The sequence below is a fragment of the Reyranella sp. genome (assembly GCF_965227665.1).
Lineage (GTDB): Bacteria > Pseudomonadota > Alphaproteobacteria > Reyranellales > Reyranellaceae > Reyranella.
Genome location: NZ_OZ245767.1, coordinates 4,979,541 through 5,002,080 on the forward strand (window position 1 = coordinate 4,979,541; position 22,540 = coordinate 5,002,080).

Annotated in this window: 24 protein-coding genes; 14 read left to right on the forward strand and 10 right to left on the reverse strand. The window is 66.4% G+C overall.

Going from position 1 to position 22,540, the window contains the following annotated elements; genetic code table 11:
* Positions 1-240: 240 nt before the first annotated feature.
* The 5 genes from ACO07I_RS24060 to ACO07I_RS24080 all read left to right on the forward strand — a co-directional run bounded on the left by ACO07I_RS24060 (position 241) and on the right by ACO07I_RS24080 (position 2,114).
* The gene (locus ACO07I_RS24060) at positions 241-438 is read left to right on the forward strand and encodes a hypothetical protein (RefSeq protein WP_422011887.1); all 198 of its coding nucleotides are present in this window, start codon (positions 241-243) and stop codon (positions 436-438) included.
* Positions 439-457: 19 nt separating this feature from the next.
* Positions 458-637 carry a hypothetical protein gene (locus tag ACO07I_RS24065; RefSeq protein ID WP_422011889.1) on the forward strand — a complete coding sequence of 60 codons (180 nt, stop codon included), beginning with the start codon at positions 458-460 and terminating at the stop codon, positions 635-637.
* Between the two features lie 53 nt (positions 638-690).
* The gene (locus tag ACO07I_RS24070; RefSeq protein ID WP_422011891.1) at positions 691-990 is read left to right on the forward strand and encodes a hypothetical protein; all 300 of its coding nucleotides are present in this window, start codon (positions 691-693) and stop codon (positions 988-990) included.
* Between the two features lie 10 nt (positions 991-1,000).
* Positions 1,001-1,747: a phosphoadenylyl-sulfate reductase gene (locus ACO07I_RS24075; protein WP_422011893.1), complete on the forward strand. Its 747-nt coding sequence runs from the start codon at positions 1,001-1,003 to the stop codon at positions 1,745-1,747.
* An 85-nt stretch (positions 1,748-1,832) separates the two neighbouring features.
* Entirely contained in the window at positions 1,833-2,114 is a 282-nt protein-coding gene (locus tag ACO07I_RS24080; RefSeq protein WP_422011895.1) for a hypothetical protein, read from the forward strand.
* A gap of 11 nt (positions 2,115-2,125) precedes the next feature.
* Here ACO07I_RS24080 and ACO07I_RS24085 read toward each other — a convergent pair whose 3' ends face one another.
* The gene (locus ACO07I_RS24085) at positions 2,126-3,034 is read right to left on the reverse strand and encodes a LysR family transcriptional regulator (protein ID WP_422011897.1); all 909 of its coding nucleotides are present in this window, start codon (positions 3,032-3,034) and stop codon (positions 2,126-2,128) included.
* Between the two features lie 260 nt (positions 3,035-3,294).
* Between ACO07I_RS24085 and ACO07I_RS24090 the strand changes: the two genes are divergently transcribed.
* On the forward strand, positions 3,295-3,750 hold the full coding sequence (locus ACO07I_RS24090) for a helix-turn-helix domain-containing protein (protein ID WP_422011899.1): 456 nt from the start codon (positions 3,295-3,297) through the stop codon (positions 3,748-3,750).
* Positions 3,751-3,802: 52 nt separating this feature from the next.
* Here the strand turns inward: ACO07I_RS24090 and ACO07I_RS24095 are convergent, their stop codons facing one another.
* Positions 3,803-4,837 (reverse strand): aspartate-semialdehyde dehydrogenase, encoded by a 1,035-nt coding sequence (locus tag ACO07I_RS24095; protein ID WP_422011901.1) that lies wholly within the window; start codon positions 4,835-4,837, stop codon positions 3,803-3,805.
* Between the two features lie 233 nt (positions 4,838-5,070).
* Complete coding sequence (locus ACO07I_RS24100) at positions 5,071-5,910, reverse strand: TauD/TfdA dioxygenase family protein (RefSeq protein ID WP_422011903.1); 840 nt, start codon at positions 5,908-5,910, stop codon at positions 5,071-5,073.
* Positions 5,911-5,974: 64 nt separating this feature from the next.
* Here ACO07I_RS24100 and ACO07I_RS24105 point away from each other — a divergent pair, with 64 nt between their 5' ends.
* Positions 5,975-6,844 carry a J domain-containing protein gene (locus ACO07I_RS24105; protein WP_422011905.1) on the forward strand — a complete coding sequence of 290 codons (870 nt, stop codon included), beginning with the start codon at positions 5,975-5,977 and terminating at the stop codon, positions 6,842-6,844.
* Positions 6,845-6,863: 19 nt separating this feature from the next.
* Here the strand turns inward: ACO07I_RS24105 and ACO07I_RS24110 are convergent, their stop codons facing one another.
* The 5 genes from ACO07I_RS24110 to selD are packed head-to-tail and all read right to left on the reverse strand — an operon-like array spanning position 6,864 to position 11,841.
* Positions 6,864-7,670 (reverse strand): enoyl-CoA hydratase/isomerase family protein, encoded by an 807-nt coding sequence (locus ACO07I_RS24110; protein WP_422011907.1) that lies wholly within the window; start codon positions 7,668-7,670, stop codon positions 6,864-6,866.
* Between the two features lie 33 nt (positions 7,671-7,703).
* The gene (locus ACO07I_RS24115; RefSeq protein ID WP_422011909.1) at positions 7,704-8,945 is read right to left on the reverse strand and encodes a CinA family nicotinamide mononucleotide deamidase-related protein; all 1,242 of its coding nucleotides are present in this window, start codon (positions 8,943-8,945) and stop codon (positions 7,704-7,706) included.
* Between the two features lie 28 nt (positions 8,946-8,973).
* Positions 8,974-9,369 carry an OsmC family protein gene (locus ACO07I_RS24120; RefSeq protein ID WP_422011911.1) on the reverse strand — a complete coding sequence of 132 codons (396 nt, stop codon included), beginning with the start codon at positions 9,367-9,369 and terminating at the stop codon, positions 8,974-8,976.
* Between the two features lie 53 nt (positions 9,370-9,422).
* Positions 9,423-9,557 carry a hypothetical protein gene (locus ACO07I_RS24125; protein WP_298304601.1) on the reverse strand — a complete coding sequence of 45 codons (135 nt, stop codon included), beginning with the start codon at positions 9,555-9,557 and terminating at the stop codon, positions 9,423-9,425.
* Between the two features lie 58 nt (positions 9,558-9,615).
* On the reverse strand, positions 9,616-11,841 hold the full coding sequence (gene selD / locus ACO07I_RS24130) for a selenide, water dikinase SelD (protein ID WP_422011914.1): 2,226 nt from the start codon (positions 11,839-11,841) through the stop codon (positions 9,616-9,618).
* A 142-nt stretch (positions 11,842-11,983) separates the two neighbouring features.
* On the opposite strand from selD, the gene ACO07I_RS24135 reads away from it, so the two are divergent.
* Positions 11,984-13,516, forward strand: coding sequence for a hypothetical protein (locus ACO07I_RS24135; protein WP_422011916.1), 1,533 nt, complete (start codon positions 11,984-11,986; stop codon positions 13,514-13,516).
* A gap of 5 nt (positions 13,517-13,521) precedes the next feature.
* Here the strand turns inward: ACO07I_RS24135 and ACO07I_RS24140 are convergent, their stop codons facing one another.
* Complete coding sequence (locus ACO07I_RS24140) at positions 13,522-13,896, reverse strand: hypothetical protein (RefSeq protein ID WP_422011918.1); 375 nt, start codon at positions 13,894-13,896, stop codon at positions 13,522-13,524.
* Between the two features lie 133 nt (positions 13,897-14,029).
* Here ACO07I_RS24140 and ACO07I_RS24145 point away from each other — a divergent pair, with 133 nt between their 5' ends.
* The 4 genes from ACO07I_RS24145 (at position 14,030) to ACO07I_RS24160 (ending at position 19,766) form a co-directional block, all read left to right on the forward strand.
* The gene (locus tag ACO07I_RS24145; RefSeq protein ID WP_422011920.1) at positions 14,030-14,542 is read left to right on the forward strand and encodes a sigma-70 family RNA polymerase sigma factor; all 513 of its coding nucleotides are present in this window, start codon (positions 14,030-14,032) and stop codon (positions 14,540-14,542) included.
* A 100-nt stretch (positions 14,543-14,642) separates the two neighbouring features.
* Positions 14,643-15,605, forward strand: a complete 963-nt coding sequence (locus tag ACO07I_RS24150) for a FecR family protein (protein WP_422011922.1) — start codon at positions 14,643-14,645, stop codon at positions 15,603-15,605.
* A gap of 148 nt (positions 15,606-15,753) precedes the next feature.
* Complete coding sequence (locus ACO07I_RS24155) at positions 15,754-18,219, forward strand: TonB-dependent siderophore receptor (RefSeq protein WP_422011924.1); 2,466 nt, start codon at positions 15,754-15,756, stop codon at positions 18,217-18,219.
* A gap of 50 nt (positions 18,220-18,269) precedes the next feature.
* Entirely contained in the window at positions 18,270-19,766 is a 1,497-nt protein-coding gene (locus ACO07I_RS24160) for a PepSY-associated TM helix domain-containing protein (protein ID WP_422011926.1), read from the forward strand.
* Here ACO07I_RS24160 and ACO07I_RS24165 read toward each other — a convergent pair.
* Positions 19,756-20,481: a hypothetical protein gene (locus ACO07I_RS24165; protein ID WP_422011928.1), complete on the reverse strand. Its 726-nt coding sequence runs from the start codon at positions 20,479-20,481 to the stop codon at positions 19,756-19,758. The genes ACO07I_RS24160 and ACO07I_RS24165 overlap by 11 nt on opposite strands.
* Before the next feature lie 119 nt (positions 20,482-20,600).
* Here ACO07I_RS24165 and ACO07I_RS24170 point away from each other — a divergent pair, with 119 nt between their 5' ends.
* Both ACO07I_RS24170 and ACO07I_RS24175 read left to right on the forward strand, forming a co-directional pair.
* The gene (locus ACO07I_RS24170) at positions 20,601-21,812 is read left to right on the forward strand and encodes an MFS transporter (protein WP_422011930.1); all 1,212 of its coding nucleotides are present in this window, start codon (positions 20,601-20,603) and stop codon (positions 21,810-21,812) included.
* Positions 21,813-21,948: 136 nt separating this feature from the next.
* A complete protein-coding gene (locus ACO07I_RS24175; RefSeq protein WP_422011932.1) occupies positions 21,949-22,512 on the forward strand; it encodes an HNH endonuclease in 564 nt (187 codons plus the stop codon).
* Positions 22,513-22,540 lie beyond the last annotated feature (28 nt).

Genomic DNA, 22,540 nt, shown 5'->3' on the forward strand with positions numbered 1-22,540 from the left:
GTCGAAAGACCGCGGGATTTGAGGAGCAGCTTGCGCCGCGACACCAAGTGCTAAAGCGTCACGACACGATCGTGGGCTCCGCTACAGGATGAGACAGCGATGACCCAGGCCCCTAGTTCGATTCGCCGCCAGCCTTGTCGACGCGGCATGTGCCGCTGAACAGCCGGCTCGCCTGAGCCACAGACACCCACGCCATTTCCCTGAGAATAGCCGGCCGATCAAGGCCGGAGGAGCGGAGCCATGTCCGACCCCTTCATCGTCGAAATCTGGGGCGAGCCTGCCGGCATCGTCCTGCGCGACGGCAACGCCTTTCGCTTCCATGCGACGGCTCGTCCGTTCTTCGAACTCGACGGCATCCAGTTCAGCACGCCCGGCCAAGCCCGGCTCGCCGCCGCCCGACTGTCGCGCCGGTCCGGCCGCGGCCCCATCCACCATTGATCGACAAGGCACAACCATCATGACAACTCGACAGAGTTTCCTGCTGGCCTTCGCCATCGCGGCAGCCCTCATGTCCACTATCGTCGCCGTGCGTGCCCAGATGCCGGCGGACGTCGTGCTGACCGACGTTTCCTGCGATCCGACGCGTGAGTTCTCGAAGGGGCTCGACGCGGCTTTGGGCAAGGCGGCCGCGCGATGAACATCCCGGCGCTCCAGACCAGGGCCAGATCGTCGAACAGGGGAGGCGGTCTCATGAGACTATTGCCGCTTCTGACGGCGTTCCCGGGCACGCACCTGCCTCTGCTGGCGGAATGGGCAAGGCAATTCTCCAGCGTTCCGGATCCACTGGATCGCCTCGATGCGTTGCGACGCGCCCAGCGTCGCGCCGAAGTCGACATTCGCGCTGCCTTGAGCCGTCTTGCCGCGGAGTTCGAGGTACCGAGCAGCGACGTTGCCTCTGCGATGGGCAGTGTCCGCGACACGCTCGATGAGCTCACAAGCGAGGTCGAGCGCGACCTGGCCTACGAACTCGAACAGACTGACCAGTATTAGGTGCCATGTGATGACTCCGAAGGAGGACGATGTCGGGAGGGTCCGGTCGACATCCGCCGAACCTGTCGCCGCGCTGAGCTGGCGCCTGGGCGCGGCCGAGCCACACTCTATCCTGCAGACCGTCATTGGCGAGATCTTCGCCGGCCGCATCGCCGTCGTCTCTTCCTTCGGCGCGGACTCGGCAGTCCTGCTGCACCTGGTGGCGGAAGTCGATCCCACGACCCCGGTGATTTTTGTCGACACAGGCCGGCACTTCCCGGAGACGATCGCGCATCGCGACAGTCTCGTGCGCCACTTGGGGTTACGCGGCCTGCGCATCGTCGGACCCTCCCCAGAGGAAGCCGCGCGTCTCGATGCCGATCTGAGCCGGGCAACCTGGGATCCGGACGGCTGCTGTGCCTTCCGCAAGGTCGCGCCCCTCGAGCGGGCTCTGGCGGGATTCGACGCCTGGATCACCGGTCGCAAGCGATTTCAGGCCGCGACGCGCCAAGCGATGCCAGTGTTCGAGATGGATGGGACGCACGTCAAGATCAACCCCCTGGCCGGGTGGAGCCAGACGGAGATCGAGGCCCATGCGAGCCGCCACCGGCTGCCGCCGCATCCCTTGGCCGGCCGCGGTTACCCGTCGATCGGGTGTGCGCCGTGCACGTCGCCGGTGCGACTTGGCGAGGACCCGCGGGCGGGGCGGTGGCGCGGACTGGCGAAGACCGAGTGCGGCATTCATCGATCCGCAGGCGCACTTTTGCCGTCGACTTGACGGTCTGCCGGATTCGCACGGGAGGCGGAACGATGACCCTCGAAATGCATTGCATCGTTTCTGCAATGCCACCGAGGAGTTCAAAATGCGCTCGCTGTTTACCGTTCCCGCCATGTTACTCGTCTCTGCCGGGCTCGTTCTCCCGGCGATGGCCAAGGACCGGCCCGTTACGGATCAGGAGCGGACGAAGCTCGAGGAGGCGGTGAAGGCGGCGGGCTGCACCGGCGGCAAGATGGAATTCGACGACGACAAGGCAACGGCGCATCCCGCCGGCAAGTTCGAGGTCGACGACGCAATGTGCGGCAACCAGAAGCACGATCTCGTCTTCGATACGGACTTCAAGATGCTCTCGAAGAAGCCCGACTGACCGGGCCTGTCTCAGCCTGGTAGGTTGTGCGGCCGCCAGGTTGAGGCCGCCTCGCGGGCGATGCGCGTGAAGTTGCGCACCAGAACCGAGGCATTTCCCGTGCGCCAGACAGCCACTACCGGCAAAGCTGCCGGCTTGTCCGAGATCGCCAGGCAGCGCAGCCCAGGCATGTTGAAGCTCGTCACCGTCGATGGCGACAGAGCCACTCCCAGGCCGGCGCCCACGAAGCTGGCGACGGTGTGAATCTGGTCGGCATACTGGGCGATCCGAGGGTCGAACCCTGCGCGCCGACACATCTCCATGACCCGCGCGTGGATGAGCGGCGAGCCTGCGCGTGAATACATGACGAACGGCTCGGTCATGAGATGCCGGATGCTGATGGCCGAACGGTCGGCAAGCGCGTGCTTCGTCGGAACCAGAGCGAGGAACGGTTCGCGAATGAGTGTGACCATCTGAAGAGCCCGACTGCTGATCGGCGGCCGCAGCAGGCCGACGTCGATGACGCCGTTCTCGAGGCATTTTACCTGGTCCGGGTTGCGCATCTCTCGCAGCTCGAGTTCGACGTCGGGGTAGGCGGCGCGAAACCGGACCACGATCCCCGGGAGAATTGTGAAGGGGGTGGAACGCACGAAACCGATGACGAGCCGCCCGGTTTCGCCGGTCCCCAGGCGCCGGACGTCGGCCTCGGCCTGTTCGGCCCCGTCCAGAAGGCGCCGAGCGCGCTCATAGAGCAGCAGGCCTGCTTGCGTGACTTCGAATTTCTTCTGGCTTCTGTTGAGCAGGACGACCCCGAGTTCGCGCTCCAGCTTCTGGATCTGACGGGTGAGGGGAGGCTGTGCTATTCCCAGCGAGGCGGCAGCGCGCCCGAAGTGCCCTTCGCGGACGACGGCGCTGAATGAGCGGAGCGTTTTCAGGTCCATGATTGATACTCTAGCGGTATCAATAAAGACCTCCAACGATATTGGACGTACTGTCTGAATGGGGGCAACGTCGGGTTGCAGGTCGGATATTGTACCGAATGCAGTCCGCCGTCGTTCGAGCGCGGCGGGTCCGCCCGGGCCCATATTCCTGATGTGGTCCGACAAGCGTTGCCAGGCGTATCTAGGAGATGGGATGGAGCCGGCCGGTTGCATTGGTGCTGAGGCGCACGGTCCCGTGAACATTTTGGAAGAGAAGTCAGATGGCAAAGTCACATCCCGTCGACGCGCATGTCGGTGTCCGCATGCGCCAGCGGCGCACCCTGCTCGGCATGAGCCAGACCAAGTTGGGAGATGCGGTCGGTCTTACGTTCCAGCAGGTCCAGAAGTATGAACGCGGCTCCAATCGCGTGGGTTCGAGCCGCCTTTTCGAGTTCTCCAAAGCGCTGGACGTACCGGTCTCGTACTTCTTCGACGAGATGCCGGGGAACGTCCTGACCGGCCGCCCGATGGCGGGCAAGGTCAAGAAGGGTGGCGGTTTTGGCGAGGCCGGAACCCCGTTTGCGACCGAGAAAGACCCGCTGATCAAGCGCGAGACGCTGGAGCTGGTGCGGGCCTACTACAAGATTCGCGACGAGCCGTTGCGTCGCCGCATCTACGAGCTGGTCAAGAGCATGGGCGAGGCCAGCCACGCCGGCCGTGCGGTAAAGAAGAAGTAGTCGCCGCCGATCGTTCCTCTCCTCCGGCGGAGGAGAGGAGCTGCGTTCAGTTTCATGCCGCCAGAAGGTGCTCCGCGATCTGCACGGCATTCAGGGCTGCACCCTTCAGGAGCTGGTCGCCCGCCACGAACAGCGAGATCGAGTGCCCGGTCGGATCACCGAGGTCGCGGCGGATGCGGCCGACCAGGATGTCGTCCTGCTGGCTGGCGTCGCGCGGCATCGGAAAAACGTTGCGCTCGCGATCGTCGACGATGCGTATGCCGGGCGCATTGGCGAGCAGCGCCCGCACACGGGCCTCGTCGATGGGACGCTCGCACTCGAAGGTGACGGCGGCGGCATGAGCCCGCAGCACCGGCACGCGCACGCAGGTCGCCGATAGCCGCAACTCCTCGTCGCCGTAGATCTTGCGGGTCTCGCGCATCACCTTGGTCTCTTCGTCGTTGTAGCCGGTCGCGGGATCGATCGCGGTATTGTGGCTGAAGAGATTGAAGGCATAGGGATGCGGAAGCACCTTCGGCTTGAAGGGGCGACCGTCGAGGTACGCGCGCGTAGAGTCCGCCAGCTCGTCCATCGCTGCGGCGCCGGCGCCCGAGGCGGCCTGGTAGGTGGCGATGTTCATGCGCCGGATGCGATTGTGCTGGTGGATCGGCCAGAGTGGTGTGATGGCGATGATCGCCGCGCAATTGGGATTGGCCACGATACCCTTGTGGCCGGCGATGGCGCCGGCGTTGATCTCGGGAATCACCAACGGCACATCGGAATCCATCCGGAAGGCCGAGGAATTGTCGACGACGATAGCGCCGGCTGCGACGGCGATCGGGGCGTAGCGCTTCGAAATGCCGCCGCCGGCCGAGAACAGGGCGATGTCGACGCCGTCGAAGCTCTCGTCGGTCAGTTCCTGGACCACCAGGGCCTTGCCGTCGAACGACAGTTCGCGGCCCACGGAACGGGCGGAGGCGAGCAGGCGAAGTTCCTTCACCGGGAAGCGCCGCTCGGCGAGGCAGCGCAGGAACTCGACGCCGACGGCGCCGGTCGCGCCGACGATCGCGACTGTGAGGGGGGCTCCGGCAAGAGGTCTCGATGGCATGTCTGTCTCCTTCGTTGAAGCCGGGAGACGGACGCCTGGAAAGACAAAGGCCCCGTCCGAACCGGCGGGGCCTGTGAGGTCGTCCTATGTCACGTTCGACTCTACGCGCACGTCCTCGCCGGCCCACCGAAGGTGGTCGTTTTGGTGGTCGTGGTCGTTTTGGTCGCGAAACGCAGCATGGAGAGGGATATAGGGCGAAGGCCGGGCGGCTGTAAAGGCCGGCCCGCCCCGCGTCAGTTCAGGCGCAGGAACGGTTTGTCGCCGCAGACCGTGACCCTGTGGCCATACCGGCGATGCGGGAAGTAGTCGAACATCGCATGGTGCTGGACGCAGCGATTGTCCCAGAAGGCCACGGAGTTGGGCTGCCATTTGAAGCGGCACTGGAATTCCGGCGTCTCGATGTGACGGTAGAGCATCTCGAGCAGCGCGTCGCTCTCGTGGCGCTTGAGCTGCGCGATGCGCAGGGTGAAGCCGCGATTGACATAGAGGCTCTGCCGGCCGGTCACCGGATGCGTGCGCACGACCGGATGTTCGGCGTTGGGGAACTTGATGTCGTCGCGATCCGTAGCCTTGACGCGATAATAGTGGGCCTTGGAACTGTCGTGCAGCGCGGTCAGGCCCTTCAACATCTCCTTGATCGGGTCGGAGAGCGTGTCGTAGGCGCGGTACATGTTGGCGAACAGCGTGTCGCCGCCGCCCTCGGTCGGGACCTCGGTGAGATGGAGGATCGAGCCCATCGGTGGCTCCAGGTCGCACGAGACGTCGCTGTGCCACTCCTCTCCTGCGACATGCTTCGAATTCTCGTCGGCCTTGATCACCAGGATCTCGGGATGCTCGGGGAAGGCGATGGGTGCGTTGGGGTGCACGTGCAGCGGCCCGAAGCGCCGGCCGAACGCCTTGTGCTGCTCGATCGACATCTTCTGGTCGCGGAATAAGATCACCAGGTTCTCCATCAGGGCATCGTGCACCTCCTGGAACTGCTGGTTGCCGAGCGGCTTGCCGAGATCGACGCCGAATATTTCCGCCCCGATGGACGGCGTCAGCTTGCGCACTTCGATCGACTGATAGGCCATTGGGTTTCCTCCGGGATTTGGCTTTGTTGAGAAGCAGCATACGCCCGTCTAGACTGCCGACGCGATGAGGATCGATGTCGATCACTATCTGGTGCTGGGCGTGCCCTGGACCGCGGATGCAGCGACGGTCCGTGCCGCCTATGTGGCGTTGGCCAAACGCTATCATCCCGACGTCGCGACGGGGAATCCGGAGCTGGCCGCCTTGAATTTTCGCCAGATCGCGGATGCTTATCAGACGCTTTCCGACCCCGACAGCCGCACGCGGTATGATGCGAAGGTGCGGGCGGCGCTCGACGCGGCGCGGGCCGCCCGATCGCGTGCGCCGCGCCACGCCGCGCCGATGCCGCCTTACCTGCCGCATGCGCACGCAGCAGCACGGCGTCGATCGCTCACGGTCGTTGCAGTGGTGGTGCTGGCCTTCCTCGGCGTTGGTAGTTATCTCGCCACACGCGCCGCGAGGGATGCTGGATCGGCCGCGATGCTGGCCGCGTCCTCACTGCACCGCGAAGAGAGCGAGTCCCCGAGACCTAAGCCGCTCCCGCCGGTCGATCAGCCGAGCCAGTTTGGCCCCGCGTCCCTTACAATGTCGGCGCCGATCGGCGGCATGGTGGGGGCGCGCTCCGCCGCCCTCCGGCCCACGCCGGCCGAAGTCGCGGACGGTCAGTCGGTCTGCGTGGCGGACGACGGCATCAGGTTCGCCCTGATCAACCGCGGCGGGGAGCCCACCGTGATCTACAACGGCGTGCAGCCTGTGCGCGCTTCCGTTCAGTTCGCCGACCGCAATCTGGTGGTGCTGACCGGCATCGTGCCGGGCGACACGGTCACGATCGTGGTTCAGCGCGGCCAGCAGCACGGCACGCATGTGTATTATGCCAACCCAGCGGGCGCGATCGTCCAGAGGCTGGCCGCGCGGTGCGAGGGACAGGCGTACTGAACGACGGAAGTCGGTCGCTCTACTTATTCTGCAGGCTCTCGATCGTCGGCAGGCGGTAGCGGTCCTCCGGATCGTTCCAGCCCTTGAAGTTGGGCTTGCGCTTCTCGGTGAAGGCGGCGCGCGATTCCATAAGGTCGCTCTTGGCGCCATGCTCGTGCAGGGCTTCGGCGAGGCGCTGCATATCGGGACCCGGTGCCGGGCGCATCTGTCGCATCATATGAACCGTGTTCACACGTGAGGCCGGCGGCAGCGTCAGCAGGTGCTCGGCCATCGACATCGCCGTCGGCATCAGCTCGGCGGCATCGACCAGCCGGTTGACGAAGCCGATCTCGTAGAAGCGTTGCGCGGTGAAGCGGAAGCCGAGCGCCATCTCCATCGCGATGGGGTAGGGCAGGTTCGCGATGTGGCCGTGATTGTAGCCGCCCAGCAGCCAGCGCTTCGCCTCGGAGACCTCGAACACCGCCTCGCGCACGGCGACGCGCAGGTCGGTGCGTTCGACCAGCATGAAGCCACCGCCCATGGCGAAGCCGTTGATCGCGGCGATCACCGGCTTCTCGAGCTTGCCCGACATGAACGGGTCCTCGATTTCGGGACGGCGACCGCCCGGCGCACCATCCTTCAGCGACTCCTTCATGTCCTCGCCGGCGCAGAAGCCGCGGCCGGCGCCGGTGAAGATCGCGACTTCCAGCTCTCGGCTGGCGCGAAATTCGTTCCACGCCGCGGACAGTTCCGTCCGCATCTGGTGATTGAGGGCATTCAGCCGATCGGGCCGGTTCATCCGCACGACGAATATCTGCCCGTGCTTCTCGGTTTCGACGACAGCCATGTATCCTCCTATCCGCTCAGTAAGGTGGCCGGTTCAGCGGCGTTCGAAGTCGATGCGCTCGTCGAACGGCAGGCCGAGCAGGTGACGGCGCAGGCAGTCGAGCGCCAGCTCGGTCGCGCCGATACGCACCCAGTCGCGGCCACCGACCAGACGCGCTTGGCGCGTCGCCGTGCCTTCTGCGTCGGCGAGACCGATGCAGATCGTGCCACCCATGTCGGGACGGTCGGCACCCTCGTCGAGTTCGAGCAGCACGACCAGAGCGTGGCTGGTGCCGCTCGAAGCGCGCAGCGCCTTTGCGACGGCGGCGGCCTGATCGGGCGCGACCGCGGCGGCGCCGAGTTCGGCGAGATCGCGCGCAATGGTGCCGCGGCGGAACGCCCGTTCCGCGCCGGGGAGCGGGGCGATGCGCGCGGCGAGATGGCCTCCGGTCAAGGTCTCGGCAATCGCGAGGGTCGATCCGGTCGCCAGCAGCCTGCCCAGGATCACGCCTTCGATGGTTTGATCATCCTCGGCGACGATGAAATTGCCGAGCCGCCGGCGCACCTCTGCCTCGGCCGGGGCGAGCAGGGCGGTCAATGCCGTCTCGTCGTCGGCGCGCAGGGCAAGCTTGGTCTCTAGTTGCGGATAGTGCGCCTGGAAGCCGAGCTTGATGCCGCCATTCTCCTTGAAGACATCCATGTCGCCCAGCATCTGGTCGGCGCGCGACTCGCCGATGCCGAATGTGTGGAAGCGCTTCAGACGCGTGACGCCCGCGATGCCGCTCATCGCCAGGAGGCGTGGCAGCACCTGCTCGTCGAGCATGCGACGCATTTCGCGCGGCACGCCGGGGGTGAAGAAGAAGCGTGCCTTGCCGATGGTGACGGCGAAGCCGCAGGCGGTGCCGATCGGATTGTCGATCAGTTCGGCATTGGCCGGCAGCATCGCCTGCTTCCTGTTGTTGGGCGGCATGACCCGCCCGCGCCGCGCGTAGGATTCCTCCATGCGCGTCATCCAGTGGTCACTCAGAACCAGCTCGACGCCGCAGGCCTGGGCGGCGACCTCCTGCGAGAGATCGTCGACCGTGGGTCCCAGCCCGCCGTTCACGATCACCGCATCGGCGCGCTCCCCGGCCTGGTGAAAGGCCTTCAGCAGGCTCTCGCGGTCGTCGCCGACCGTGGTGCCCCAGTGCACGCCCAGCCCGACCTCGACGAGGCGGCGGGCGATGTGGCTGTAATTGGTGTTGATGGTCTTGCCGGTGAGGATCTCGTCGCCGGTACAGAGGATTTCGACTCGCATTCGCGGGAGTATCGGCGAAGGTCGCCTCTCACGCCAGCGACGTTCTGATCTCCAGACCGTTCTTCAGGGTGAGCGTCACCGGTGTCCGTTCGGCGATGTCGGCCATGCGCTTCTTCTGCTCGTCGTCGACGGCGCCCTCGATCGTAAGGACCCGGTCGATGCGCTGCTTGTCGCCATCGCGGCTGAAATGGATGTCGGCATGAACCGCCGTCACCGGCCACTGCTTGCGCTCGGCATACATGCGGAGCGTGATGACGGTGCAGGCGCCCAGCGCCGAAGTGAGGAGATCGTAGGGGGCGGGGCCGGCGTCCGCGCCGCCGAGTTCAGGGCCTTCGTCGGCCGTCAGCTTGTGATGGCCGCCATGGCCGGTCGTGATGGTAGTCGCGTAGTTGGTCGTACCGATGCTTGCTTTCGCGTGTGCCATATAGCCGTCACCTCCCGATGCTGGAGGGCCCGTTGCCGGGCCCTCGCATCAGTCTAGCGACGCTTGCGGCTGGACGCTGCCTTCTTGGCGGCCTTCTTCACAACCTTCTTGGCGGCAGTCTTGGTCTTCGCCTTCGCAACGACCTTCTTCACCGCCTTCTTCTTCGCAACCTTCTTCTTCGCAGCCATCTATATCTCCCTGTTCAAATCACGGAGCGGCGCACGACGCACCGCTCCTGAGTTGCATCTAGATCACGATTCTTATCCCTGTCACGCATTCTTCGCGTGATTTTATCGTCCCGATGTGAGTCATGTGGTCGCTGAGCGACGCTTCGGCGGGCAATGCCGCGAGCAAACCACCTGCGGTTTGCGGATCGAACAGCAGCGAAATCTTCGCGTGACCGGCCATGCGATCGAGACCTTCGATGAGATGCCGTGCACGCAGATTCGCAGGCTGTAGCGAACTCATGAAGCCTTGCGCGAACAATTCGATGGCGCCGGGAAGCACCGGCAGCGAATCGAGATGCAGCTCGACGCTTACGTCGCCACTGGCACGAAGCATCTCGGCGAGATGACCGGCGAGGCCGAAGCCCGTCACGTCGGTGCAGGCACGCGCACCTGCGGCGACCAACGCACGTGCAGCATCGCCCGATGGCATGCGCATCGAAGCGAGTGCGCTCTCGATCCAGCGCCCCTTCGCCATGCCGCGCATCGCAGCCGCGAAGATCACGCCGGTGCCAAGCGGTTTCGTCAGTACAAGTTTGTCGCCTGGCTGCAGCCCGCCCTTGCGAAGCGCTTGCGACGCGACGACGAGCCCGTTCACCGAGAAGCCCAGCGCCGCCTCGGGCCCCTCGCCGGAATGGCCGCCGATCAGCGCGCAGCCCGCGCCGTCGAGGATGCGCCGCGCGCCCGACAGCATCTGAAAGAGGTCTTCCTCCATCAGCCGTTCGGCCGCCGCCGGCACGACCGCCAGGGCGAGCGCGCTGTGCGGCCTGGCGCCCATCGCCCAGACGTCGCCCAGCGCATGCACGGCGGCGACTTCGCCGAAGGTGAAGGGATCGTCGATGAAGGTGCGGAAGAAATCGACCGATTGCACCAGCGCCTGGCCCGCAGGCACCTCGATCATCGCTGCGTCGTCGGGGACGTCGAGGCCGATCGTGACATTGGCGCCAGGCGAGGGACCGAGCCGTGCCAGCACGCGATCGAGCACGCCGGCGCCCACCTTGGCGCCGCAACCGCCGCATCGCATGCCCCTGTCGGCCAGCAGGCGCCTGCCCTCGGCATCGGCCAGGGCCGGATCGGGCGGCGCGGTGTGGGCGGCCGGGTTCATCGGCGTCGCCGGCGGCTCGCGATACATGCGCATCCACTTGCGGTCGATATGGTCCTTCCAGCGCCACACCCACGAGCCCTCGAAGGCCCACGAGCCGCGAGTCGCCACGGCGTTGCCGTCACCGGTGCCCAGGATCGAGAGATAGCGGCGCTGCGGCGTGAAGGGTTCCGGCGTCTGGCCCAGCAAGGCACGGCGCAGGTTGGCGGCAAGAGGCGGCCCGTGACGTACCGCAAATACGCCGGCCTTGGGACGCGGATGGGCCGTGACGCTGGCGCAGTCGCCGGCGGCGAACACCAGAGGATCGCCGCTCGAGGCGAGGGTCGGCTCCACCGCGAAGAAGCCGCGCTGGTCGAGCGGCAGGCCGGTGCCGGCGAACCAGGCGGCGGCGCTGGCCTGCGTCACCACGAACACGTCGTCGACCGGCAGCCGCTCGCCGGTGTCGAGCTCAATCGCGTCGGAATCGATGCTCGTCGTCGCGGCGTTCTCGATCAACCGCACGCCGCGGCGTGCGAAGATGGCGCGCATGCGTCGCCGCGCCGCCACCGCCTGGCCTGACAGGATCTCGCCTTTGGTGGCGAGCATGACGGAGACCTCGGCGTTGTGCGCGACCTGGCGCAGCCGATGGTCGATCGCCAGCGCCAGTTCGACGCCGCCCGCGCCGCCGCCGATCACCGCGATGCGAAGCGCGCCCTGCCAGTCCTTGACCCGCTCCAGGAAGCCCAGCCAGCGCCGGCCGAGTTCGGCGATGGGCTTCACCGGCGTCGCATGCTCGGCCGCGCCCGCGATCGCGCCCATGCTTGGGGACGAGCCGACATCGAGCGACACGAGATCGTAGGAGACCGGCGGCCGATCCTTCAGCAGCACCTGCCGGTTGGCGCGATCAAGCCCGATTGCTTCGGCATGGATCAGACGCGCGCCGGTCCAAGCGCACAGTCGCGCGAGATCGATGTGGCACTCGTCAAAGGAATAGGTCCCGGCCACGAAGCCCGGGATCATGCCGGAATAGGGCGTCTCGATGTCCCGCCCGATCAGCGTGAGCCGCACGCCCGGCATCGGCTTCATACCGAAGCTCTTCACGACATGGACATGCGAATGGCCGCCGCCCACGAGCACGAGATCCTTGAGGAGGGGCGCGGGTTGCATCGTCTTTCCTTTAACGCAGTGGCCGGAGGCACGATCCCGCCGTCGCTCGCGCACTGCAATCTATTAGTGGTGTTCAAAGAAATTGTAATGTATATCAATTGATTAGGGGTGCTTGTTCCCCTGAATTCGGAGCCACCCCTGCATGGCCGTCACTTCCGGCCTCACGGTTTCCCCTGATTATCCCGAGGACGAGTCGACGGTCGCGGTACAACCGCGTTCGGCATGGTCGCTGTCCTGGCCGCTGGTGCTGGGCCTGCTCCTCTTCATCTGCCTCGCCAATGGCAGCGGCCTGCCCTTGCTGGCCGATCCCGACACCCACTGGCACATCGCCGTCGGCAACTGGATGCTGGCCAAGGGCGCGGTCCCGACGGTCGATCCATTCTCCTTTTCCTTCGCGGGCCACCCGTGGATCGCCAAGGAGTGGCTGTCGCAGCTCCTGATGGCGGTCGCGTTCAAGCTCGGCGGCTGGGGCGGCGTTACCGTGCTGGCCGCGGGCGCGCTCGCCGTCTCGTTCGCGATGATGCTGCGTCTCCTGCTGCGCGATCTGCGACCCTTGCCGGCCGCGGTGTTCGTGCTGGCCGCCATCGCGATGACCTTGCCGCACTTCCTCGCGCGGCCGGCCGTGCTTGCCTTTCCGTTCATGCTGGTCTGGATGGCGGGCCTCGTGCGCGCCGTCGAGGAGCGCCGGGCGCCCGCGCCGCTTCTGCTGCTCGTCATGCTGCTGTGGGCCAACCTGCACGGCAGTTTCATCATGGGTCTGCTGCTGGGCGTCGCCTTCGCAGTCGAGGCGGTGGTCGGCGCGCGCGATGCCGCCGAGCGCAAGGCATTGCTGTCCGGCTGGGCGAAGTTTGGCGTGGCCTCGTTCGTCGCGGCCTGCATCACGCCCTACGGCCCCGAATCGATCTGGGTGACGTTGCGCATCTTCGCCCTCGACGACACGCTGGCCTTCATCGCGGAATGGAAGTCGCCCGACTTCCAGAAGGCGCCGCTGCAGGAGCTGGTGCTCCTGATCGCCCTCTATGCGGCCCTGTCGCGCGGCCTGAAGCTGCCGCTGCTGCGGCTTTTGATCGTGCTCGGCCTGTTGCACCTCTATCTGCGCTACGCCTTCAATGCCGAGCTGCTGGCCATGCTCGCGCCGCTGGCGCTGGCGCCGCTGCTGGCACGTCAGTGGCCGGCGCTGAGGCCGGATCCGGCTGCCGCTCACGGCGGTTCACTCGCCGCACAGGCCGCGGCGCTGGCGCTGCCGGCCGGGCGTGCCGCCGCCGCAGTGGGTGTCGGCTGCTGCGCGCTGATCGCGCTCGGCCTCGTGCGCTATGGCGGCATCGTGCCGCCGCTCTCGACCATGCCCTCGACCGCGATGGCCTATGTGAAGCAGTCGGGCCTCGGCGGCCGCGTGCTCAACCACTATGTGTTCGGCGGCTATCTCATCCATGCCGGCGTGCCGACCTTCATCGACGGCCGCGGCGAGCTTTACGGCCGCGACTTCATCCGGCGCTATGCCGACACGATCGGCCTGCGCGGCGGCGAGCCGCTGGAGCAGCTGCTCGAACGCAACCGCATCGACTGGACCTTCATGCCGCCCGACCAGCCGGCCAATCGTTTGCTCGCTCGCCTGCCGGGTTGGCGTCAGGCCTATGCCGACGAGGCGGCGGTGATCTACGTCCGCGAGCGCTGACCGCGTCAGCGCCAGTCGATCGGATTGGCCTCAAGATAGACCAGAAAGCCGTAGACGAAGACCGCCGGCAGGGCCGTGACCCCCGACAGGATGATCGCCATCTTCTTCCTGCCTCGACGCTCGAGCGCGAGGGCGCCGGCGGTGCTCCCGGCCAGGAGCGACATCGCAACGACACAGCTCAGAATCTCCAGGACCATCACGCCGTCATGGATGAGCATCTCGAGCGCGAGCCATCCGAGGCCGAGGATGCTCGCGATGTTCACCGCAGCGAGCCCGGCAACGAAGATGTCGGGCGTATCCCGTTCCAGACCCGGCCCGAACTTCAGCAGGAGGGCAAATGCCGCGATGCCGGCGGCGAGGACGACGAGGAGCGATGACATTCTCACACGCTACTCTCCGCGCCTGATCCAGGTAAGCCGCATCGCCGGACGCAAGCGCGCGCTGCCGCTTGTGTGAGGATCGGGCGACCCTTATAGAGTTGGCTAATGCGAACCATTCGCAAAATGCGCTTCGATGCCACCCGCTGACTCCGCGCTGGCGATCTATATCGAGCACCGCAGCGATCTGCTGAACTATGCCAGCGGGATCGTGCGCGACCGTGCGAGTGCCGAGGACGTGGTCCAGGAAGCGTGGCTGCGCTTTGCCGCGCGGGCGCGCGACGGCGAACATATCGCCCAGCCGACCAACTATCTCTACGCGATCGTCCGCAATCTGGCGCTCGACTGGCTGAGCCGCGCCTCGCGCAACGCCCCGCAGGCGGTCTCGGAGAGCATCCTCGAGAGTGTGGCCTCCGACGCGCCCTCCGCAGAAAGCGTACTTTACTATCGCGACGAGCTGCGCGTGCTGGAAGGGCTGGTCTCCGAGCTTCCCGAGCGCACCCAGATCGCCTTCAGGATGTACCGGGTGGAGCGGCGCCCCCTGAAGGAAGTCGCCGAACGGCTGGGGGTTTCGATCCCCCGCGCCCACAAGATGGTGCAGGACGCGGTCCTCCACTGCACGCTCCGGATCAATGGGCCGGAAGAGTGAATGGGCATTTCAATGGCGGCGCATTAAAACTCCGCGATGCCAGCCGTCTAGTGAGGGAGCCACGCGTCCGTCGCGTGTCGCCATCGAGGAGCCACGGGTCTTGAACTCAGCGCCAGGCAAGAGCCAGCCTCTACGGGCCGAGGTCGTGGAGTGGCTGATGCGGCTCGACGCGGCGCCGCAGGATGCGACCCTGCGCGCGCAGTTCGAGGCATGGCTCGCAGAGAGCGACAGGCACCGCGCGGCCTATGCCATCGTGGAGCCGGTCTGGCGTCTGTCGTCGGACCTCGCACCGCCGGCTGCGCCTGACACCGTCGTATCGATCGCGGACGCCCGCCGCCCGAGGCGTCCATGGCGTCGCGCCGCCGCCGTCGCGATGGGAGTGATGGCGGCAGGCGTTGCATTGGTCTTTCTGCCGGCGATCCAGCTTCACCTGCGTGCCGACCATCTCACCGGTATCGCCGAGCAACGCGATGTCACCCTCGATGATGGCAGCAAGGTTGCCCTCGACGCCGGCAGTGCCATTGCCGTGCGCTACGTCGCGTCCCGGCGCGAGGTCGAGCTGCTCTCCGGCCAGGCCTTCTTCGAGGTCACGCCGAACCGGGAGCGTCCCTTCGTGGTGAGCGCCGACGGCGTCACCGTGACGGTCACGGGTACCGCCTTCAGCGTCGCCACGGCCGCAAGCGGAGTCACCGTCGCCGTCCAGGCGGGCAGCGTCGACGTGGCTGACGGCGCAGGCGTGGCCAGTGGCCTGAGCCGTGGCGATCGGCTCCAGGTCAGCCGCGGAGGCAAGATCGCAAGAGGGCAGGTGGCGTCCGAAGACGTCGCCTCATGGCGCGATCGTCGCCTCGTCGTCTACGACATGCCCGTCCGGGAGGTCGTCGAGCAGCTCGGGCGGTATCGCCACGGCGCCATCGTATTCCGCGACACCGCAATCGCCGATCGTCTCGTCACCGGCGTGATCGACCTGCGCCGGCCCAGCGAGGCCCTGCAGGCGCTCGTCGAGCTGCAGCAGGGCTCGCTGATCGAGATCACGCCGTACCTGTCGGTGATCTCGTCGCGCTGATCTCAAGAGAGCCTATCGCTCGAAGATTATTCCTGAGCGCTCGTTAATTCGCCCGGGCCTTCGCCGTCGTTCTCCAGAAGGCCGGCTCATGCCGGCTCGTGACATATATCCGTGGTCCCGCCGGCACGGTCTTCGGGGGGAGTGTGCCTTGCGTTTGTCTACCGGTATCCCGCGCGTCGCGGCCTTGTCGTTCGTTGCCGCGCTTTCGATGGTCACGGTGGGACGAGGGCAGGCCTTGGCCGATGATGGCACCTCCGCGCCGAGCCCGCTGCTGGCCCAGACCGCCACGACCAACTTCAATATCCCCGCGCAAAACCTCGGAACGGCGCTGACCGCGTTTGGCCGGCAATCCGGCATCCAGGTCCTTGTCGATTCCGCTTCGGTGTCGGGCAAGACGAGCACGGCTGTCTCAGGTGCCATGACAGCTCCCCAAGCACTGCAGCAATTGCTCGGTGGTACGGGCGTCCCTTATCGCTTCACCTCGCCGACCGCCGTCACGGTGGGAAGCGGCGGACCCGCGGGGGCCGGTGCCCTGCAGCTCGATCCCGTGCAGGTGCAGGGCGTCTTCCCGGTGCCCCAGCAGGCGATGATCGACAACATCCCGCCGCCTTACGCCGGCGGGCAGGTGGCCACCGGTGGGCAACTCGGACTGCTCGGCAATCGCGGCGTCATGGACACGCCCTTCAACCAGACGAACTACACGGCCAAGAAGGCGCAGGACCAGCAGGCGAAGACGGTCAGGGACGTGTTGATCGACGATCCGTCCGTGCGCTTCTGGGTGCCGGACGGCGGGTCGGGGGCGGACACGATGTATATCCGGGGCTTCTCGGTTCAGAACACCAGTGCGACCTACGGCGGACTCTACGGAATGCTCCCGAACGTCACCATCATGCAGGAGCTCGCCGAGCGAACCGAAGTGCTGAAGGGACCGAGCGCCATGCTGAACGGCATGCCTCCGCTGAACTCGATCGGCGGCACGGTCAACGTGGTTCCCAAGCGTGCGCCGGACGAAGGCCTGACGCAACTCACGGCAAACTATGCGTCGGCCGGGCAGTTCGGAGGGCATGCCGACATCGCGCGCCGGTTCGGACCGGACAAGCAGTTCGGGGTGCGCTTCAACGGGGTATTCAGGGCCGGGCAGACGGAGACCGAGTGGAACAGCGACCAGAGGGCGCTGGCCGTTCTGGGACTGGACTATCGCGGCGAGCGCGTGCGGCTCAGCGCAGATCTCGGCTTTCAGAATCAGTATGTCGGCGGCATGATTCCATATCTCGGCGTAGCCAACAATCTGCCTTTGCCGTGGGCTCCCAACGCTCGCAAGAACTTCGGACAGCCTTGGAACTACCAGACGAACAAGGACATCTTCGGGGTGGTCCGTGCCGAGGTCGACATCACGGAGCGGGTCACCGCCTATGCCGCGTTTGGGGCGCATGACTATCGGGGGGCGCAGATGAATGCCGGCACGGCGGTGACCATCACAGACGCGAACGGGACGGCGACGGCGACGGCTCTCAACTTCAGCACCTACGCCACCTTCCTGACGGCCGAGGCTGGCCTGCGGGCCCTGGTCGATACGGGGCCTGTCGGACATGAATTCTCGGCGATCGCCACGACCTACGATCGGACGCTCGGCACGGGCGTGGCGCGGTTACCGAACGTCGTGACGAACGTCTACAACACGACGGTCACGGCGCGACCCAATATTCCGACGCCCGCCGCCAACAAGGCGGGCACCGCGACATTCTCGACCCTGGGGCTGGCCGACACGATCTCCTCGGCGCAGAAGCGTGTTCAGTTGACGGTCGGCGCACGCCTCCAGCAGGTCACGACCGCCAACTTCAACAACATCACCGGGGTACAGACGGCAAATTACGATCAGAGCGCTCTCAGCCCGTCGGTGGCGCTGGTGATGAAGCCGCTGCAGAACGTCACCGTCTACGGCAACTGGATACAGGGGCTCCAGGAGGGCACGACCGTGGGCGCGCAGTTCGCGAATGCGGGCCAGTCTTTCCCGCCCTACAAGTCGACGCAGTACGAGGTCGGCCTCAAGGTCGACTGGGGCAAGCTCACCACAACGGCCAGCCTCTTCCAGATCTCGCAGCCGACCCTCATCACCGATGTCGCGACCAACACGCAGGTGCTGGGCGGAGAGCAGCGCAACCGCGGCCTCGAGTTCAATTTCTTCGGCGAGCCGGCGGAGGGTGTCCGGCTGCTCGGAGGCTTCATGCTTCTCGACGCGGTGATGACCAGGACCCAGGGAGGCCTGACCGATGGATGGACGGCGCCCTTCGCGCCGGCCTTCAATCTCAATCTCTCCGGCGAATGGGATCTTCCGTTCGTGCCGGGCCTCACCGTGAACGGTCGCGTCGTCTATACCGGCTCGCAGTACATCGACACGACGTTTCCGCGCCGCAGCCTGCCGGACTGGACGCGCTTCGACATCGGCGCCCGTTATGCCTTCGAGAATCCCGGCGCCAAGGGCAACCTCCTGATCGCGCGCTTCAACGTCGATAACCTGCTCGACGCCAACTACTGGGCAGGAGGCGGCGGCACCACGACCCTTTCGCTGAGCACGCCGCGGACCTTCCGTGTCTCGCTGACGGCGAATTTCTGAAGCGGCTACCGGCGGACTGAGCTGCCATGGAGCCGACCTTTCGAGCTTCCATGAACTGGCTGCACACCTGGGCGGGGATTGTGACAGGGGGGCTCCTGTTCGCGATCTTCTGGATGGGTACGCTCTCGGTATTCGACCGCGAGATTGACCTCTGGATGATGCCGATGACGCGGCTACAGGCTGGTGGCCCATTCACCTCCGCCGACGTGATTCGACCGGCAATCGCGGAGGCGGCGGCGGCAAGGTCTGCGTTCCTGTCCGCGATCTTCCCGACGGAGCGCCAACCTGCAATCCGGGTGCACTGGTCGGGCGAGGCCGGGCCGGTCCTCCGCTATCTCGATCCCGCCACCGGCGCGGCACTGCCCGATCCGGGCACGCTGGCCGGTACCGGCTTCCTCTACCCGTTCCACTACATGCTGCACATCCGGGCGGGCCGACTCGGCGCCTGGATCGTCGGGTTCGCGGGCATGGCGATGCTGGTGCTCTGCGTGTCGGGGGGCGTGATCCACCGGAAGATCTTTGCCGACTTCTTCACCTTCCGGGCCGCGAGGATGCCGCGCCGGCTCATTCTCGACCTCCATAATGTGACAGGGGTGGTCGGGCTGCCGTTTCATTTCATCATCACGCTGTCAGGTCTCGTTATCTTCTTTGCGACCTACTTTCCCGGAACCGTGCAACTCACGTACGGCGGTGATCGCCGGGCCTTCGTCCGCGATTCGCTCGACAGCTTTTCCCGTCCAAGGCTCGATCGGCCCGGCGACGTCGCATCGCTCGATGCCATGGTCGCCGATGCGCGGCGGGCATGGACGGCCGCGGGGGCGGTGATCGTCTTCGTGAATCATCCGGGCGACGCGGCCTCTTACGTGGAGGTCAGTCGCCCGCGCGAGGATCATGTCAATGTCCTGGGCGACGCGGCCTATTTCGACGCCGCGACGGGCCGGCTTCTGCACCGGCGCTCCGACATCAAGCCGGTCCTCGCGGCAGAGCGCTTCATCCTCGGCCTGCATGTGATCCAGTTCCGCCACTGGACCTTGCGCTGGGCCTACTTCGGCCTGGGGCTCGTGGGCTGCGTGCTGATCGCCACAGGCTTCCTGTTCTGGCTCGAATCCCGGCGCCGGAAGCACGAGCGGCAGGCGTCGAGGGGCGTGCCATTGGTCGAAGGCCTCACGGTCGGATCGGTGACGGGTATCGTCATTGCGACCCTGGCGTTCTTCGTCGCCAATCGGCTGATGCCGCTCGGGGTTGCGTTCGCCGGCTACGATCGCGCCGCACTGGAGATCTGGACGTTCTACCTTTCATGGCTGGCGACCTTCGCCCATGCCTGGCTGCGACCGCGTGCGGCGTGGCGCGAGCAATGCGTCATCATCTCCGCGCTCGGCCTGCTTGCTGTCATGCTCAATTGGATCACCACCGGCGATCACCTGGCCCGCAGCCTCGGCAACAGCCATCTTTGGCCGATCGCCGGAATGGACATTCTCCTGTTGGCCTGTGCGGCGCTGGCGATTCTGGCTTCGATCAGGCTGCGGCGCGCAGTTTCTACTCCTTGAGCACGATCCAAGTGCAATGCGCGAGCGCGCACAGGCGGCCGGACTCGGTGTAGAGCGCAGTGCCGGAATAGAGCTTCCGGCCCTCGGCGCCGATGCGCCAGCCGACGACGGCGCAGCGTTCACCGACCTTCGGGCGGTCGAACACCTTGGCGGTCATGCGGCCGGTGAGGGCGGGGCGGATGTCGTCGGGATCCTGGGCGGCCCAGGCGCCGGGACAGTCGAGAGTGCCCCACAGGAATTCCGGCCGGATGCGGCCGTCGCTGTCGGCGTGGTTGGCGTGCGGAACGTAGCAGGAGAGGGAGGAGCCATTGCCTGAGTGGCTGCCGAATACACGAAGCCCGTCACCGACGCCGCGGCTGCGACCGCAGACGAGGCACCATTGGAAGTCGCTGCCCTCGCCGCAGCCACCGACCGCGTCTTGCTGCATCACCGCATCCCAATCGGACGGCGGCTTCGGTGGATCGAGATGGTCGACTTTTCCGGCGCGCGCCTCGCAGATCAGCGTGTTGCCGTCGCGCATCATCAGCACCGCGCCCTCGCGCACGAGGTTCATCTCGGTCTCGATGGGAATCGGCGCGCGCAGGGTGATCTCGACGGCGGCATCGCCGCCGAACGCGCTGGTGTAACGCTCCGCCAGCGCGCCCGCGACATAGCCGCCATTGCCCGAGAGGCGCGGGCCGTTGAAGCCGGCCGGGATGATGAGAGTGTCGTCCACCGTGGCCCTCGCAGCGTGAAAACCGGGCGCCGAAGCTGCCGCGCGCATGCGGAGAATGCAAGCCTGCCGGGTCGCCAACCGGCTTGCATCGCCGCTCGTGCTCGTCGAGGGTGGAAGCGATGGGATCGGCATTGCCGTGGGCGCTCGTGGCGCTGTGTTTTGCGCTCGGCGTGGCCAGTCGCTCGATCAGCGACACCTTCCTCGTCTTCGTGCCGGCGCTGCAGCACGCCTTCGACGCCAATCGTGGCTCGGTCACGTTGATTTACAGTTTCGCGCTGCTGGTCGGCGGCACCGCCGCGCCGATCACCGGCTGGATCCTGGACCGTTTCGGCCTGCGCACCCTCACCGTGGTCGGCGTGGTTGCGGCGGCGGCCAGCACCGCGGTCGCCTCGCAGGCCAGCCATCTCTGGCACCTCTATCTGTCGCTCGGGCTGATGATGGGATTCGGCGCGGCCTCCCTGTCGGGGATCCTGTCGTCGTCTTTGATCGGCCGGTGGTTCCCGGCCAATCGGCTGGGCGTGCCGCTCGCCGTCTCCTGGTCGGCCTCCGGCGTCGGTGCGATGGCGACCTTTCCGGCGGCGCAATATCTCATCGCGACCGACGGCTGGCGCCACGCCTATCTCGTCTTCTCCGGCGTGAGCGCGGCCTTCATCCTGCTGCTGCTGGTGCTGCCGTGGAAGACGATCGAGCGCGGCGCGCCGGGCCTCGCCAAGCTGCGCGAGACGGCTGCGCCCGGCCTTACGGTGCGCCAAGCGTTGCGCGACTGGCCGTTCTGGGCGCTCACCTCGTCGTTCGCCCTGACCTCGATCGGCATCTTCGCGCTGATGCCGCAGACCATGGTCTATCTGCTCGAGCGCGGCATGGACGGCTCGTACGCGGCGCGTGCGATGGCGGTGGCGGGCTTCCTGACGCCGCTCGGCATGATCGGCTTCTCGTGGCTGGCCGACCGGGGCGGCCGCCGGCTGGCGGCGATCCTGGCCTATGCCTGCTCGATCGCCGGGGTCGGGGCGCTGGCGATGGTGCGTGGGCCAGGCGACGATTTCTGGCTGTGGACGTTCGTGCTGCTGTTCGGCGGCAGCATGGGCTCGCGCGGGCCGATGATCTCGACCCTGGCGACCCTGCGTTATCGCGGCGCGCATTTTGGCCGCATCTACGGGCTGATCGCCATCGGCATGGGGCTGGGCGGCTTTCTGGGCGCCTGGATCGGCGGCGTGCTGCACGACCTCACCGGCGGCTATGCCGCCGTGATGGTGCTCTCGGTGGTGGCGTTGGCGACCGCCGCAGCCACCCTCGGGTCAGAGGCCGGGGCCCGGGAGCGTCTCAGCCGCTAGGACCTGGACACTCATGACATGTCGGTGACGGTCGCTCCCGGATATTGTGTTTCGCCGGGAGTCGGGCCACTATGCCCAGCATGTTGGACCGGATCGACTTTCCGAGTAGTCCCACTCTGCGGCGGCGGGCCTAGCCGTGACGCCCGGCCTTGAGTCCTGCCACGCGCTGGTGCTCAACGCCGATTTTCGGCCGCTGTCGTATTTTCCCCTGTCCGTCTGGTCCTGGCAGGACGCCGTGAAGGCGGTCTTCCTCGACCGCGTCAGCGTCGTCTCCCAGTACGACCGCACGATCCACAGCCCGACCTTCGAAATGCGGCTGCCCAGCGTCATCGCGCTCAAGGAATATGTACCGGCGGCCCGGCGGCCGGCCTTCACGCGCTTCAATGTCTTCCTGCGCGACCGCTTCACCTGCCAGTATTGCAATGGCGACTTCGCGACCAACGAGCTCACCTTCGATCACGTGATCCCGAAGTCGCGCGGTGGCCGCACCAGCTGGCAAAACGTCGTCACCGCCTGCAGCCCCTGCAATCTCCAGAAGGGCAACATGCTGCTCAAGGAGAGCGGGCTGGTTCTGCGCTGTGCGCCGGCCGAGCCCTCGACGCAATTGCTGCAGGAACATGGGCGGGCGTTTCCGCCGGGCTACCTGCACGAAAGCTGGCGCGATTTCCTGTACTGGGATTCCGAGCTGGATCAGGGCTAGGGCTTTCGTTTGCGAAAGCCCTGGTGCG

Coding starts and splice junctions, on each gene's coding strand:
- ACO07I_RS24060 (WP_422011887.1), top strand. CDS start 241: ATGTCCGACCCCTTCATCGTCGAAATCTGGGGCGAGCCTGCCGGCATC.
- ACO07I_RS24065 (WP_422011889.1), top strand. CDS start 458: ATGACAACTCGACAGAGTTTCCTGCTGGCCTTCGCCATCGCGGCAGCC.
- ACO07I_RS24070 (WP_422011891.1), top strand. CDS start 691: ATGAGACTATTGCCGCTTCTGACGGCGTTCCCGGGCACGCACCTGCCT.
- ACO07I_RS24075 (WP_422011893.1), top strand. CDS start 1,001: ATGACTCCGAAGGAGGACGATGTCGGGAGGGTCCGGTCGACATCCGCC.
- ACO07I_RS24080 (WP_422011895.1), top strand. CDS start 1,833: ATGCGCTCGCTGTTTACCGTTCCCGCCATGTTACTCGTCTCTGCCGGG.
- ACO07I_RS24085 (WP_422011897.1), bottom strand. CDS start 3,034: ATGGACCTGAAAACGCTCCGCTCATTCAGCGCCGTCGTCCGCGAAGGG.
- ACO07I_RS24090 (WP_422011899.1), top strand. CDS start 3,295: ATGGCAAAGTCACATCCCGTCGACGCGCATGTCGGTGTCCGCATGCGC.
- ACO07I_RS24095 (WP_422011901.1), bottom strand. CDS start 4,837: ATGCCATCGAGACCTCTTGCCGGAGCCCCCCTCACAGTCGCGATCGTC.
- ACO07I_RS24100 (WP_422011903.1), bottom strand. CDS start 5,910: ATGGCCTATCAGTCGATCGAAGTGCGCAAGCTGACGCCGTCCATCGGG.
- ACO07I_RS24105 (WP_422011905.1), top strand. CDS start 5,975: ATGAGGATCGATGTCGATCACTATCTGGTGCTGGGCGTGCCCTGGACC.
- ACO07I_RS24110 (WP_422011907.1), bottom strand. CDS start 7,670: ATGGCTGTCGTCGAAACCGAGAAGCACGGGCAGATATTCGTCGTGCGG.
- ACO07I_RS24115 (WP_422011909.1), bottom strand. CDS start 8,945: ATGCGAGTCGAAATCCTCTGTACCGGCGACGAGATCCTCACCGGCAAG.
- ACO07I_RS24120 (WP_422011911.1), bottom strand. CDS start 9,369: ATGGCACACGCGAAAGCAAGCATCGGTACGACCAACTACGCGACTACC.
- ACO07I_RS24125 (WP_298304601.1), bottom strand. CDS start 9,557: ATGGCTGCGAAGAAGAAGGTTGCGAAGAAGAAGGCGGTGAAGAAGGTC.
- selD (WP_422011914.1), bottom strand. CDS start 11,841: ATGCAACCCGCGCCCCTCCTCAAGGATCTCGTGCTCGTGGGCGGCGGC.
- ACO07I_RS24135 (WP_422011916.1), top strand. CDS start 11,984: ATGGCCGTCACTTCCGGCCTCACGGTTTCCCCTGATTATCCCGAGGAC.
- ACO07I_RS24140 (WP_422011918.1), bottom strand. CDS start 13,896: ATGTCATCGCTCCTCGTCGTCCTCGCCGCCGGCATCGCGGCATTTGCC.
- ACO07I_RS24145 (WP_422011920.1), top strand. CDS start 14,030: ATGCCACCCGCTGACTCCGCGCTGGCGATCTATATCGAGCACCGCAGC.
- ACO07I_RS24160 (WP_422011926.1), top strand. CDS start 18,270: ATGAACTGGCTGCACACCTGGGCGGGGATTGTGACAGGGGGGCTCCTG.
- ACO07I_RS24170 (WP_422011930.1), top strand. CDS start 20,601: ATGGGATCGGCATTGCCGTGGGCGCTCGTGGCGCTGTGTTTTGCGCTC.